This is a genomic window from Micrococcus sp. HMSC067E09 (genome assembly GCF_001812555.1).
Lineage (GTDB): Bacteria > Actinomycetota > Actinomycetes > Actinomycetales > Micrococcaceae > Micrococcus > Micrococcus lylae.
Genome location: NZ_KV809438.1, coordinates 222,284 through 235,168, shown reverse-complemented (window position 1 = coordinate 235,168; position 12,885 = coordinate 222,284). Strand labels below are relative to the sequence as shown.

At 70.0% G+C, this 12,885-nt stretch carries 12 protein-coding genes, 1 tRNA gene and 1 pseudogene; 6 read left to right on the top strand and 8 right to left on the bottom strand.

Features of this window, described 5'->3' with window-relative positions; genetic code table 11:
• The first annotated feature begins 331 nt into the window (after window positions 1-331).
• From HMPREF2863_RS11515 to HMPREF2863_RS06470, 3 genes and pseudogenes are all read left to right on the top strand, one after another.
• Complete coding sequence (locus HMPREF2863_RS11515) at window positions 332-1,039, top strand: IS3 family transposase (RefSeq protein WP_088477941.1); 708 nt, start codon at window positions 332-334, stop codon at window positions 1,037-1,039.
• A 205-nt stretch (window positions 1,040-1,244) separates the two neighbouring features.
• Window positions 1,245-2,447 (top strand): IS30 family transposase, encoded by a 1,203-nt coding sequence (locus HMPREF2863_RS06475; protein ID WP_102957544.1) that lies wholly within the window; start codon window positions 1,245-1,247, stop codon window positions 2,445-2,447.
• Between the two features lie 4 nt (window positions 2,448-2,451).
• Window positions 2,452-2,754: pseudogene (locus tag HMPREF2863_RS06470) on the top strand (integrase core domain-containing protein); the annotation flags it as partial.
• A 24-nt stretch (window positions 2,755-2,778) separates the two neighbouring features.
• On the opposite strand, the gene HMPREF2863_RS12055 reads toward HMPREF2863_RS06470, so the two are convergent.
• The 5 genes from HMPREF2863_RS12055 to HMPREF2863_RS06450 form a co-directional block, all read right to left on the bottom strand.
• Entirely contained in the window at window positions 2,779-2,931 is a 153-nt protein-coding gene (locus tag HMPREF2863_RS12055) for a hypothetical protein (RefSeq protein ID WP_168165761.1), read from the bottom strand.
• A complete protein-coding gene (locus HMPREF2863_RS06465; RefSeq protein ID WP_070638873.1) occupies window positions 2,928-3,776 on the bottom strand; it encodes a hypothetical protein in 849 nt (282 codons plus the stop codon). Before HMPREF2863_RS06465 ends, HMPREF2863_RS12055 begins: the two co-directional genes overlap by 4 nt.
• Before the next feature lie 268 nt (window positions 3,777-4,044).
• Complete coding sequence (locus tag HMPREF2863_RS06460) at window positions 4,045-4,425, bottom strand: hypothetical protein (RefSeq protein ID WP_067192093.1); 381 nt, start codon at window positions 4,423-4,425, stop codon at window positions 4,045-4,047.
• Between the two features lie 4 nt (window positions 4,426-4,429).
• Complete coding sequence (locus HMPREF2863_RS06455; RefSeq protein WP_070638870.1) at window positions 4,430-4,789, bottom strand: hypothetical protein; 360 nt, start codon at window positions 4,787-4,789, stop codon at window positions 4,430-4,432.
• 110 nt (window positions 4,790-4,899) lie between these two features.
• Window positions 4,900-4,971, bottom strand: a tRNA-Asn gene (locus HMPREF2863_RS06450).
• A 198-nt stretch (window positions 4,972-5,169) separates the two neighbouring features.
• On the opposite strand from HMPREF2863_RS06450, the gene HMPREF2863_RS06445 reads away from it, so the two are divergent.
• Window positions 5,170-5,832, top strand: a complete 663-nt coding sequence (locus tag HMPREF2863_RS06445) for a PepSY domain-containing protein (RefSeq protein WP_070638868.1) — start codon at window positions 5,170-5,172, stop codon at window positions 5,830-5,832.
• Between the two features lie 173 nt (window positions 5,833-6,005).
• Here HMPREF2863_RS06445 and dnaG read toward each other — a convergent pair whose 3' ends face one another.
• Complete coding sequence (gene dnaG, locus HMPREF2863_RS06440) at window positions 6,006-7,919, bottom strand: DNA primase (protein ID WP_067192107.1); 1,914 nt, start codon at window positions 7,917-7,919, stop codon at window positions 6,006-6,008.
• Between the two features lie 69 nt (window positions 7,920-7,988).
• Between dnaG and HMPREF2863_RS06435 the strand changes: the two genes are divergently transcribed.
• Complete coding sequence (locus tag HMPREF2863_RS06435) at window positions 7,989-8,840, top strand: SIR2 family NAD-dependent protein deacylase (protein ID WP_070638866.1); 852 nt, start codon at window positions 7,989-7,991, stop codon at window positions 8,838-8,840.
• A 116-nt stretch (window positions 8,841-8,956) separates the two neighbouring features.
• Here the strand turns inward: HMPREF2863_RS06435 and HMPREF2863_RS06430 are convergent, their stop codons facing one another.
• Window positions 8,957-10,276: a deoxyguanosinetriphosphate triphosphohydrolase gene (locus HMPREF2863_RS06430; protein WP_371327624.1), complete on the bottom strand. Its 1,320-nt coding sequence runs from the start codon at window positions 10,274-10,276 to the stop codon at window positions 8,957-8,959.
• 97 nt (window positions 10,277-10,373) lie between these two features.
• Window positions 10,374-11,681, bottom strand: coding sequence for a tRNA dihydrouridine synthase DusB (dusB, locus tag HMPREF2863_RS06425; protein ID WP_083315268.1), 1,308 nt, complete (start codon window positions 11,679-11,681; stop codon window positions 10,374-10,376).
• A 112-nt stretch (window positions 11,682-11,793) separates the two neighbouring features.
• On the opposite strand from dusB, the gene HMPREF2863_RS06420 reads away from it, so the two are divergent.
• Window positions 11,794-12,816 carry an LLM class flavin-dependent oxidoreductase gene (locus HMPREF2863_RS06420; protein WP_067192105.1) on the top strand — a complete coding sequence of 341 codons (1,023 nt, stop codon included), beginning with the start codon at window positions 11,794-11,796 and terminating at the stop codon, window positions 12,814-12,816.
• Window positions 12,817-12,885 lie beyond the last annotated feature (69 nt).

Genomic DNA, 12,885 nt, shown 5'->3' with positions numbered 1-12,885 from the left:
AGAACGTCCGGACCGAATGAAGGGGGCGGCTCAACACCCCCGAGCTGCGTGAGCGCGCTGTGCGGATGGTCCTGGAACGCCAAGCCGCTCAAGGAGGGCCTCGCTCGCACTCCATCCGAGCCATCGCCCCGCAGGTCGGAGTCGGTGAAGAGACGCTGCGGATGTGGTGCCATCGCCACGGCCACGAGGTAGCACCAGTGCCCGCTGGCGAGAGTCCGGCCGAGGAGATTCGCCGGCTCAAGCGTGAGCTTGCCGAGGCCCGGCGGGCGAACGAGATCCTCAAGGCCGCCTCGGCTTTTTTCGCCAGGGAACTCGACCGCCCCACGACGAGATGATCGCGTTCATCGACGAACACCGCGATCGTTTCGGGGTCGAGGCCATCTGCCGCACCCTTAGTGCGACAGCGTGTGGGTTCATCACCTCCCGGGCCTACCGTGCCGCGAAGACACGGCCCACCTCCGCGCGGGCGCTGCGAGATGCGATCCTCATCGAGGAACTCCGGCGGATCCACGCGGAGAACTACGGCGTCTACGGGGTCCGGAAGATGCACCACGCGATGGTCCGGGCCGGCTGGCAGATCGGCCGGGACCAGGTCGCCCGGCTCATGCGGGCCGCCGGTCTGCAGGGAGTGCGGCGGGGCCGCAAGCCGATCACCACGCGACCGGCAGGTGAGCCGGATACCCGCCCGGACCTGGTCGAACGCCGCTTCGCCGCTGAGCGTCCTCACCAGCTGTGGGTCGCTGACATCACCTACGTCAGGATCTTGACCGGGTTCTGCTACGTCGCGTTCATCACCGACGTCTTCACCCGCCGGATCGTGGGGTGGGCCGTGTCAGCCATTCTGCATACCCAGGGGCTGCCGCTGCTGGCCCTTGAACATGCTCTCCTGAGCACGGGTGCCAGCCGTGGCCGCCAAGGCCTGGTGCACCACTCGGACCGAGGCGCCCAGGGTGGATTCAATCGGTCGTCGCAACACCCTCTCGGAATCACTGGAGGTATGGGCGATGGCAAGCAAGGACTGGGCGAGGAAGATCAGTGACGTGCCCGAGGGGACACGTCGGCAGTGGAGAGCGGATCGGGCCTTGCGGGCCCCGATGCGCTCTCCTGGCAGGCCGCAGCCCTCACGGGAGGTCCAACGCCAGTTCTGTCGTGTGATCGCCACCGGTGTCACCACGGTCGAGGCGTCGCTGGCGGTGGGCGTGTCCTGGCCCGTCGGGGCGCGCTGGTTCCGTCACGCTGGCGGGATGACCCCGCTGTCCTTAGCCGAGCCCACCGGCCGGTATCTGTCCTTCGCTGAGCGTGAGGAGCTCGCGATCCTCCACGCTCAGGGCCACGGGGTGCGTCAGATCGGGCGTGCCCTGGGACGTGATCCCGGCACGATCAGCCGTGAGCTGCGCCGTAACTGCGCCACTCGTTCCGGGAGCAAGGAGTACCGGGCCACGGTGGCGCAGTGGAAGGCTCAGGAGGCGGCCAGGCGGCCCAAGCCGGCGAAGCTGGCCACGAACCAGCGGCTGCATGACTACGTCCAGGCACGGCTGAACGGGGTGGTCCTGGGCCCCGATGGCGTGGCCGTGCCGGGACCGGTCGGGCCCGGTTTCAAGGGGCGGAAGATGAAACCGCGCCGGGCGGACCGGCGGTGGTCCACGGCGTGGAGCCCTGAGCAGATCAGCCACCGGCTGCGCCTGGAGTTCCCGGATGATGTGTCCATGCGGATCTCTCACGAGGCGATCTATCAGTCCCTGTTCGTCGAGGGACGGGGCGCACTCAAACGCGAACTCGTCGGGTGCCTGCGTACCGGGCGGGCTCTGCGCGAGCCGCGGGCACGTACCCGGAACAAGCCCCAGGGCCACGTCACCGAGGACGTGGTGTTCAGCAAGCGCCCACCTGAGGCCGCTGATCGTGCTGTGCCCGGGCACTGGGAAGGGGACCTGATCATCGGGACCGAGCGTTCAGCGATCGGGACTCTGGCCGAGCGCAAGAGCCGGGCCACGATCCTGGTCCACTTGCCCCGCCTGGAGGGATGGGGTGAGCGGTCGCCGGTGAAGAACGGGCCGTCGCTGGGCGGGTACGGGGCCGAGGCGATGACCGCGGCCCTGACTAAGGCGATGACGGGCCTTCCCCAGCAGCTGCGTCAGACGCTCACCTGGGACCGAGGTGGAGAGTTGGCTGGGCATGCTCAGTTCACGATGGCTACGGGCACGAGAGTGTTCTTCGCGGACCCGCACTCTCCGTGGCAGCGGCCGACGAACGAGAACATGAACGGGGTGCTCCGGCAGTACTTTTCCAAGGGAACTGACTTGTCGCGCTGGTCTGCGGACGACCTCGCCGCGGTCGCGTACACGCTGAACAACAGGCCCAGGAAGGTCCTGGACTGGAAGACTCCCGCGGAGGTCTTCGCCGAGCAGCTACGCTCGCTCTCAACGCACGGTGTTGCAACGACCGGTTGAACCCGCCCAGTACGTCAGCTTGGCGTACTCGGACGCGCTCATCACCGCCGGGGTGAGCGCTTCGGTGGGCACCGTGGGCGACTCCTACGACAACGCCCTGGCCGAGAGCGTGAATGGCCTCTACAAGGCCGAACTCATCCACTCCAAGCGGCTCTGGGAGTCCGTGCAGGCGGTCGAGCTGGCCACCATGGGGTGGGTGCACTGGTGGAACACCGCCCGCCTGCATGAGGCCCTCGGTTACCGCACTCCGGCGGAGGTCGAGGCGGCCTACACTCACGACCAGGACTCAGCGCCCGTTGCGTCCTGACCTCGGAACGAAACCCAGGGCGCTTCAGTCGCTGAGCATGGCCAGCACGGTGCCGTACTCCCGCTCCACCCACATTGCGCCGGTGCGGTCGTCCTCATAGAGGTCCCACTCCTGCCTGTCCATTTGCTGGACCCAGTGCATGTTCCACGGGCTACCGGTGCCGCGAACCCAGTTCATCGTCGTTCCTCCTCGCTCGAGTCTTCCGGCTGTTGCTCATCTCCCAGGGTGCCCCAGATGTGCCCGTCCGGGGAGCTCTCCCACTCCACACTGAGGTCGTCCCGACTATCAGCCACGGACACCGCCAGCCGTGGAGCCGACGGCGTAGACGAGGACATCTCCAGCACCACGGCCACGTCTTCAGGCTGCCGGGAGGCGGCCAGCCCCACCGGGTTCGACACCGCGACCTGCCCGCCGTCGCCGTCCACCACACGTGCCCGCACGTTTTGCACGCCCGTCGCGGGTCGTTCGAGGGTGTCCTGTTCACGGGTGGTACCAGCCCAGGCCGTGAAGTCGTCCTCGTCGTAGTCCAGCGTGAACGCTGGACGGTCTCCGTACGCCTCGGGCTCCTTGTGCCTCCCGATCTTCGCGCAGCCGGCCTCATCCACCATGCGGCGCAGACGCGCGGTGAGCATCTCCACATGCGGGTGCCACATCATCATCGGGCCCAGCCCCGGAGCCTGTTCCTCCCAGACCTTGTACTCCATGCACATCGCCGCATACAGCTCGGCCGTCAGGTCCGAGTGCTTGTACCAGCACGGCGGCACCACCGAGGTCACCAGCCGGTACTCGGCTACGAACCAGTCCACCCACCGACGCAGCGTGTTCCACGCCTCCCACTGGTGCTCTGCCTTGATCTCCCTCCACCGCGTGCCCATCCACACCGGCGGACCCTCGCCCGCGAGTTCCGCGGCGACCTCCGGGTCGACGTAGGGCAGCGGAGTTCCCGTCTGTCCGTCGTCATCGGCGGTCGCCGGCCCCTCCCAGTCCGTGGGCTCGTCGTCTTCAACCCAGGGCGATGTCATCAGTTCCGTCCTTCTCTCGTGTACCGGCGTGCTGGCCCGCCCAACAGCCTCTCGAGCCGGGCGAACAGCTCCTCAACGGCCTCGCGCCCGTCTGCCCCGGTCGAGCACATGTAGCGATGCGCGGCGTCCTCGCATGTACCGCACAACCACACCCCGATTCCGCCGGTGGCACGACACTCGGCGCGGTCCAGATGTCGTCCATCGGTACAGTGCCACCTCGTGGAGACGGGCCGCTGGCACACATGGCACCGTGCACCCCCGCCGTCGCTCATGCCTGCCTCTGCCGGATCATCCTGGCCACGATCACGACCGTCGCCCGCCTGCGGTCCCATCCAAAGAACTCCTTCTTGCCGTCCATGATCTGATGCACCCGCTGGTGATGGTCCCGGCACAACGGCATCAGGTCGTTGTGCGCTTCACGGGCCTGCCACCGGCCCTCCTCGTCCTGGCCCACGCCCTTGTACGAGACGTGGTGTAGGTCCAGGGTCCCGGCCTGGGTCAGCGTGATCCCGCAGACCTGGCAGGCCGGCTCTTGGCCGGCCTGCCGGCAGTCCGCGAACCACCGCACCCGCCTGTACCCCCACGCCTGGGACCGCAGGTACCGCTTGTACTCGGCCGAGCCGGTGCGGTGCAGCCCGAACCTGCCCATGCCCTCACCGCACAGGGATCGCCGGGGCCGTCTCCGGCACCGGGTCCAACGCCGCCACGGAGTCCTCGGCCCGGTCCGCGTCGGTCGGTGTGGACGGGGCCGGGTCCTTGGACTCCAGCTCGGCCAGCAGCGCCTTCGAGTACCGCCCCGCGGCCTCCTTGATCTGCTTGCCGTCCTTGCGGTCCCACCAACGGGTCATCTGCATCAGGATCGGACGCCCGTTGCGGTTCAGCAGGATCCCCCACCCGAACGGCAGCCGACGCAGCTCCGCGACCGAGACCACCTCGGTGTCGTGGATCTGTTCGGAGACCGAGGTGTTGTCCTTGCCGCGAGACTTCGAAGTCCGCGCGATCGCGTCCAACACGGGCGACAGTGGCGGGCCCAACTAGCTCCCGCGGCCCGGTCGTCCTCCAGGCACGACGAAGCCCCCACACCGAGCTCGTCGGTGCAGGGGCTTCGGAAGCTTCTGCTCTGCTCCCCCGACTGGATTCGAACCAGTAACCCTTCGATTAACAGTCGAATGCTCTGCCGTTGAGCTACGGGGGAATGTCTCCCAGGCGACCTCCAGGTCATCTGGACAACGGAGACTATCTTACAAGCCCTCCCGTGCACATGCCAAATCGGCGTGATCGCGGGCTTCGGGTTCCCCAGCGCAACGTGCTCACACTGTTCTCATGATCGTCCCGTTTCATGAAACACAAGATCGACGGACGATCTGCCCCGGATTGGAAAGCGAGTCACACCATGCAGAAGACCCTCACCCAGAAGCTCACCCTCACCGGCACCGGCATCCTGGCCGTGCTCGCCCTCTCTGCCTGCGGCGCTTCCGGCGACTCCGAGGCCGGCGACTCGATCGAGCTGCAGGACAACCAGTCCTCCTCGGCTCCTGCCCAGGCCGACTCCTCGGGCGACGCCGATGACGACGCCTCAGACAACGCCGATGACAAGGACGACGCCTCCTCGGCTCCCTCCGCCGCCTCGGCCGCCTCGAGTTCCTCCGCCGCCGGCACCGATCCGGCCTTCGACGCGATCGACGCTGTGAAGGGCACAGCCGCCGACGCGATCGTGCTCTCCCTGGACCGCGATGACGACGACACCATGTGGGACGTCGAGGCCGTGGAGGGCGAGGAGACCGTGGAGTACGACGTCACCCAGGACGGCGAGGTCACCGAGACCGAGCGTGAGACGGACAAGGACGACGCGGACAAGGCCAACCGCGCCGAGGTCTCCATCGACGACGCCATCAGCACCGCCCTCGAGGGCCGCGACGGCCAGACCGTGGACGATGTGGAACTGGACGAGGAGGACGGCACCCTCGTGTGGGAGATCGACTTCGACGACGCCGACGGCAACGATGCCGACAAGGTCTACGTGGACGCCGTCACCGGCGACATCGTGAAGGGCTGATCCTCCTCGGGACGCCGTTCGCCTGTGCGCGGTCCGGTGCCTTCCGGCAGGAAGGTGCCGGACCGTCGTCGTTCTGGGTGACTGGGTGACGTCAGCGGCGCGAACCCGACGCTCGCCCGAACGAAAGCGTCGCGGGACTCGACCGTTTCCCGAACGAAAACGCCGGCCGGGGGTCAGTCGTCGCTGCGGAGGGCGCGGCGGCGCGCCTCGAGCTCCATGAGCTCCGTGTTGAGGCGGGAGAACTCGGCGGGGTCTCCGCCGGCGCCGAGGCGCTGCAGCTGGCCGAGCAGCTCGGCCTTGCGGTGCTGGATCTGCAGGCCGAACAGGCGGTTCATGATGTCTCGGCAGTAGCGGACCACGTCGGCCTCCGTGCGGGCGGGGATGTCCCGCACGGCGAGCGCGGAGACCACGCCGCGGACCTCGGGCGGGACGTGGTCGCTGATGGACTCGACCCACACCTGCGGGGTCGCTCCCCCGGTGGCGGCGGTCATGATGCCGCGATGCACGGCGGCGTACTGGGGCACGGTGAAGCGGGCCTCGTAGAACGCCTGCCACTGTTCGGCCGAGAGCAGGGTGGGGTGCTGCAGGACCACCTCGAGGGACTCGCGTTCGCGCCGGGCGACCGGGTCGCGCGGGTCCACGCGGACGATCTGCACCTGAGGCCGTGGTGCAACGTTTCCCGACGCCGGCCCCTCGCCTCCGCCTGCCGGCTCACCTCGGCCCGGGGCGTTCTCCTGGCGCGGGGCGGGCCCGGGCGCCTGCCGCCGGGAGGCCTGGGCGACGGCCCGGTGGACCACGTTGGGGTCCATGCCGAGCCAGCCGGCGAGCTCGCGCTCGTAGCCGGGGCGGAGGACGGAGTCCTTGATGCCGGCCACGATGGGCGCGGCGTGGCGCAGCGCGCCGGCACGGCCTTCGACCGTGTCCAGGTCATAGTCCTTGAGGCCGGAGCGGATGGCGAACTCGAACAGGGGCCGCCGGGAGCTGATCAGGGCCCGGACGGCCTCGTCGCCCTTGTGCCGGCGCAGGTCGCAGGGGTCCATGCCGGAGGGCTCGACGGCCACGTAGGTCTTGGCGAGGAAGCGGTGGTCCTCCTCGAACGCCTTGAGGGCGGCCTTCTGCCCGGCCTCGTCACCGTCGAAGGTGAAGATGACCTCGCCGCCGGTGCCGTCGTCCGAGATCAGGCGGCGGACGATCTTGATGTGCTCGGTGCCGAAGGCGGTGCCACAGGTGGCCACGGCGGTGCCGATGCCGGCCAGGTGCGCGGCCATCACGTCCGTGTAGCCCTCCACCACCACGAGCTGGCGCTGCTTGGCGATGGTCCGCTTGGCGAAGTCGATCCCGTAGAGCACCTGGGACTTCTTGTAGAGCGCGGTCTCGGGGGTGTTGAGGTACTTGGGCCCGGGGTCGTCCTCGTAGAGCTTGCGGGCGCCGAAGCCGATGGTGTTGCCGGTCATGTCCCGGATGGGCCAGACGAGGCGGCCGCGGAAGCGGTCGTACAGGCCGCGCTGACCTTCGGAGAACAGGCCGGTGGCGCGCAGCTCCTCGTCCCGGAAGCCGCGCTTGCGCAGGGCGTCGAGGAGGTGGGACCAGCCCTGCGGGGCGTAGCCGAGGCCGAACTGCCTGGCGTGCTCGGCGGTGAAGCCGCGCTCGGTGAGGAAGTCGCGGGCGGTCTGGGCCTCCGCGGAGCCGAGGGCCTTCACGAACAGCTCGTCGGCGATCTTGTTGGCCTCGATCAGCCGGCGCCGGCGGCCCACCTCGGCCTTGTCCGGACCGGTGCCGCCGTCCTCGTAGTGCAGTTCCACGCCCACGCGGGCGGCCAGGCGCTCCACGGTCTCGGTGAAGGTGGTGTGCTCCAGCTCCATGAGGAAGCTGATGACGTCCCCGTGCTCGCCGCAGCCGAAGCAGTGGTAGGTGCCGACGGCGGGGCGGATGTGGAAGGAGGGCGTCCGCTCGTCGTGGAACGGGCAGAGGCCCTTGAACGAGCCGACGCCGGCAGAGCGCAGCGTCACGTACTCCTCCACGATGGCCTTCAGGTCGGCGCGCTCACGGACGAGGTCGATGTCCTTCCGCACGATCAGCCCAGCCATGCCCACCATCCTAGGTCGACCACCGGACGGGACAGGACGGGTGTGCAGGAGGCGTGATGGGATGGGCCCATGAGCGAGATCCCCTCGCCCGCCGTCGATCCCGGCCTGCTCGCCGAGGTCCGCGAGCTCGTCGCCGCGGCCCGGCGCCCTGTGGTCCTGTCCGGCGCGGGCATGTCCGCCGAGTCCGGCATCCCCACGTTCCGTGATGCCCAGACCGGCCTGTGGGAGCGCTTCTCCGCCGAGCAGCTCGCCACCGAGGAGGCGTTCCTCGCCGACCCGAAGCTGGTGTGGTCCTGGTACCGCTGGCGGGCTCGCATGGTCCGCGCACGGCAGCCCAACCCGGGGCACGAGGCGGTCGCCCGCTGGCAGCAGCGCCTGGACTCCGTTCCCGACGACGGCAGCTCACCCGAGGCCGGCGGCGCACCGGGCCTGGTGGTCGCCACCCAGAACGTGGATGACCTGCACGAGCGGGCCGGAACCCGTGTGCTGTCCCATCTGCACGGCTCCCTGTTCGAGTTCCGCTGCGTGCTCTGCAGCACCCCGGCGGACGTGGACCTCGGCGAGCTGGACCAGGGCGTGGAGGCCGGTTCGGAGGAGGACCTGGAGGCGCAGCGGCTGCACACTCCCCCGCGCTGCGAAGTCTGCGGCGAGGGCCGACTGCGTCCGGGCATCGTGTGGTTCGGCGAGATGCTTCCGCCGGCGGCCTGGGACCGTGCCTACGACGCCCTCGAGCGCTGCGACCTCTGCGTGGTGGTCGGCACCAGCGGCCTGGTGCAGCCGGCGGCGTCCCTGCCCCTGGTCGCGCTCGGAGCCGGGGCGCCCGTCGTGGAGGTCAACCCGGACCAGACCGAGCTGACGGACGCGGTGACCCACGTCCTGCGCGGCACCGCCGGTCAGGTGCTCCCGGCCCTGGTCGACTGAAGGTCAGGAAGGTGAGGGGCCAGGAAGGGGCAGATCCAGGAAAGTGAGGGGCCAACACGGCGTTGAGATTGCATCTCAACACCGTGTTGTATCCCCAAGACGTCAAGGGGTGGGGCTCAGATCCAGACGCGGGTGAAGCTCTTGCCCTGCACCAGGGTGTGGTGCCACTCGAGCGCGGTGGAGTCGGTCAGGGACGCCACCTGGTCGATCACCACCCGCCGCCGGGCGTCGTCGTCGGGGGCCTGTTCCCAGTCGAACGCGAACATCGGCTCGAGGAACTGCTCACCCGTGCTCCACAGCAGGTCCACCAGCTCGGTGAGGACCTCCCGCTGCTTCGCATAGAGCGGCTGCCGCTGCTCGGAGGTCATCACGTAGGCCGCGGCGATTCCCTTCATCGCCGCGATCTCGATCTGTGTCTCCGCCGGGACCACCACGTCAGCGTTGTGGCGGGTGAGCGGCTCGTTGCCGAACACCTCCCGCGTCGCGTCGAAGGCGGCCGTGCAGAAGCGTCCGATCAGCTGGCTGGTCATGTCCTTCATCGCCGCCAGGGCTCGGCGGGAGCCGTCGAACTGCGACACCCACTGGTCGGTCGCCTCGAGCCGGTCCAGCGCCGCCTCGATCTCGGCCGGGTCCGTGGTCGGCAGGTACCACCCGCGGGTGGTCTCCACCACACGCTGCCGGTGCTCGCCGCGCGCGAGCCACCGCAGCTGGAAGGCATTGTTGACCACGCCGTCCTCCACGTCGTGCACCGAGTAGGAGATGTCGTCCGCCAGGTCCATGACCTGTGCCTCCATGGAGGTGCGCGTGCCGTGCACCCCATGGCGGAACCATTCGAACACCGGCAGGTCGTCCTCGTAGACGCCGAACTTCTTCGAGCGCTTGCCGTCGGGCTTCAGCGGGGCGTCCTCACGGAGCCACGGGTACTTGCAGGCCGCATCCAGGCTGGCCCGGGTGAGGTTCAGCCCCACGGACGTCCCGTCCTCGAAGGACTTCTTCTGCTCCAGCCGCGCCAGCAGGCGCAGGGTCTGGGCGTTGCCCTCGAAGCCGCCGCAGTCCTCAGCCACGGCGTCCAGCGCCTTCTCCCCGTTGTGCCCGAACGGCGGGTGGCCCAGATCGTGGGACAGGCAGGCGGTGTCCACCACGTCCGGGTCGCAGCCCAGCGACCGGCCGAGCTCACGGCCGATCTGCGCCACCTCCAGCGAGTGGGTCAGGCGGGTGCGGGCGAAGTCGTCCGCGTCCGGGGCCACCACCTGGGTCTTCGCCCCCAGTCGACGCAGCGCCGAGGAGTGCAGCACACGCGCCCGGTCCCGTTCGAAGTCGGAGCGGTACGTGCTCTTCGACGGCTCCGGCAGCCACCGCGTGCGGTCCCAGCCGGTGTAGCCGGGCGTCTGCACCGCACGCCCGGCATAGGGCGGGCGCCCCTCCGGCCCGAACAGGACCGGCTGGGAGGTGAGGGTCGGCTGGTGGGCGCGGGAGACCGTCGTCGTCTCCTTCTTCGTTCCCGACGACGGCACGGCGCCTCCGACTGTCCGCTCAGCCACCGGACACGTCCAGTTCGGCGGCGGCGATCATGGCCTTCTGCTCGGCGTTGAGCTCGCGGGAGTCGAGCCAGCCGTCCGGCAGATGGGGGCGCTTGGGGGCGCCGGCGCGGCCGCGGGGGCCCTCGGCGTCCGGGCCCGGGTACGGGATGTCCCGGTCGATGCCGTCGAGGAGCTGACGCAGGGTCGCCAGGTCCGGGACGGTGGACAGTGCGGTGCGGATCTGCGAGCCGACGGGGTAGCCCTTGAAGTACCAGGCCACGTGCTTGCGGATGTCCCGCAGCGCCTTGACCTCGTCGCCGCCGAAGGTGTCCACCAGCAGCTCGGCGTGCCGGTACAGGGTGTCCGCGACCATGCCGAGGTTCGGGCGGAAGCGCTCCGCCCTGCCCTCGAACGCGTTCTGCAGGTCCCCGAACAGCCAGGGGCGGCCCTGGCAGCCGCGGCCGATGACCACGCCGTCCACGCCGGTCTGCTCCACCATGGCGATGGCGTCCTCGGCGGACCAGATGTCCCCGTTGCCGAGCACCGGGATGTCCGGCAGGGCCTCGCGCAGGCGGGCGATGTCCTCCCACACGGCGGTGCCGGAGTAGAACTGGCGGGTGGTGCGTCCGTGCAGGGCCACGGCGGCCACGCCGAGGTCACGGGCGGCTCGCCCGGCGTCGAGGAAGGTGAGGTGGTCCTCGTCGATGCCGCGGCGCATCTTCACGGTCACCGGGATGTCCTTCTTGGACGCCTCGGTGACGGCCGCCTTGACGATCGAGGCGAACAGCTCCGACTTCCACGGCAGGGCCGAGCCGCCGCCGCGGCGGGTCACCTTGGGCACCGGGCAGCCGAAGTTCATGTCGAGGTGGTCGCAGCGGTCCTCCTCCACCAGCATGCGCACGGCGCCGGCGGTGGTCACCGGGTCCACGGAGTACAGCTGCACGGAGCGCGGGACCTCGTCCGGGTCGTGCCGGATGATGCGCATGGACTCCGGCTTGCGTTCCACCAGGGCGCGCGCGGTCACCATCTCGTTCACGTAGAGGCCTCCGCCGTACTCGCGGCAGAGACGGCGGAAGGCGGTGTTGGTGATGCCGGCCATGGGCGCGAGCACCACGGGCACGTCCACGGTGATCGGGCCGAGCGTCAGCGGCGGCAGGGTGAGCCGATCCGCGGTGGGACCGGCGTGGGTGCCCTCGTGGAGCTGGTCGTCGTCCGCAATGCGGCGGCCGGCGCCGGCGGACTTGGCGTAGAGCGCGGCGTTCGGGTCCACGCCGGGCACGTCCACGGCGGGTGCGGAGGTGGTCTGGGAGGCTGCAGTCATATCGCCGCCCATTGTCCCAGACGAGCGCGGCGTCCCAGACGAGCGCGGCGGGCAGGGCGGCAGCGGGCCGTCGTCGGGAATGGAAGACCCCACCCCGGTGTTTGCTTCAAACATGAACAACAAGCGACTGGGCTTCCTCTCCTTCGGACACTGGCACCGCGACTCCGCCGGCAGGCCGGACGCGGCCGCGGCACTGCAGGACACGGTGCAGATGGCCGTGGACGCGGAGGCGGCCGGGCTGGACGACGCCTGGATCCGCGTTCACCACTTCCAGCGGATGATCTCCTCCCCCTTCCCGCTGCTGGCCGCCATGGCCGCGCGGACCGAGCGGATCCACCTGGGCACCGGCGTGATCGACCTGCGCTATGAGAACCCGCTCTACTTCGCCGAGGCCGCGGCCACCGCGGACCTGATCGCCGCCGGCCGACTCGAGCTCGGCGTCTCGCGCGGTTCCCCGGAGGCGGCGAGGGACGGGCAGGAGCAGTTCGGGTACACGCTCGCCGAGGGAGAGAGCTGGGCCTCGGTCGCCTGGCAGCGCGGCGAGCGCATCCGCACCGCGCTGCGCGGCACGCCCTTGGCGCAGCCGGACCTGGAGTCGGGCTGGTCCCACACCACGGGCATGCTGCGGATCGAGCCGCAGTCCCCTGGCCTGGCAGACCGGCTGTGGTGGGGCGCCGGTTCCACCCCCACGGCCGTCCGCGCCGGCGAGGCCGGCTATGACCTGGTCTCCTCCACCCTGCTGCTGGAGGACGACGGCCGCCCCTTCCACGTGCAGCAGGCCGACCAGGTCGCCCGCTACCGTGAGGCGTTCGCCGCCGCCGGGCACGAGCGCACCCCGCACACCGCCGTCACCCGTTCGATCCTGGCGATCCAGGACGAGCAGGACGAGCGCAGGTTCGGGCACGAGCGTCACGGCCGCGACTCCTCCGGCTTCCTGGACGGCTCCCGCGCCGTCTCCGGGCCCACCTACGCGGGAACCCCGGAGGAGGTCGCCGAGCTGCTGGCGAAGGACGAGGCCGTCCAGGCCGCTGACCTGGTGCTGGTGGCCAATCCGAGCACGCTGGGCGCCGCGTACAACGCGAAGCAGTTCGCCGGCTGGATGGAGTCCTGGCGCCTGCTCGGCTGGGCGGACTGAGCCGGCCCCCTCCACGCCGCCGGCAGAGGAGCCGTACGTCACACGGTGCCGCGCACACCCGGCGGGGCG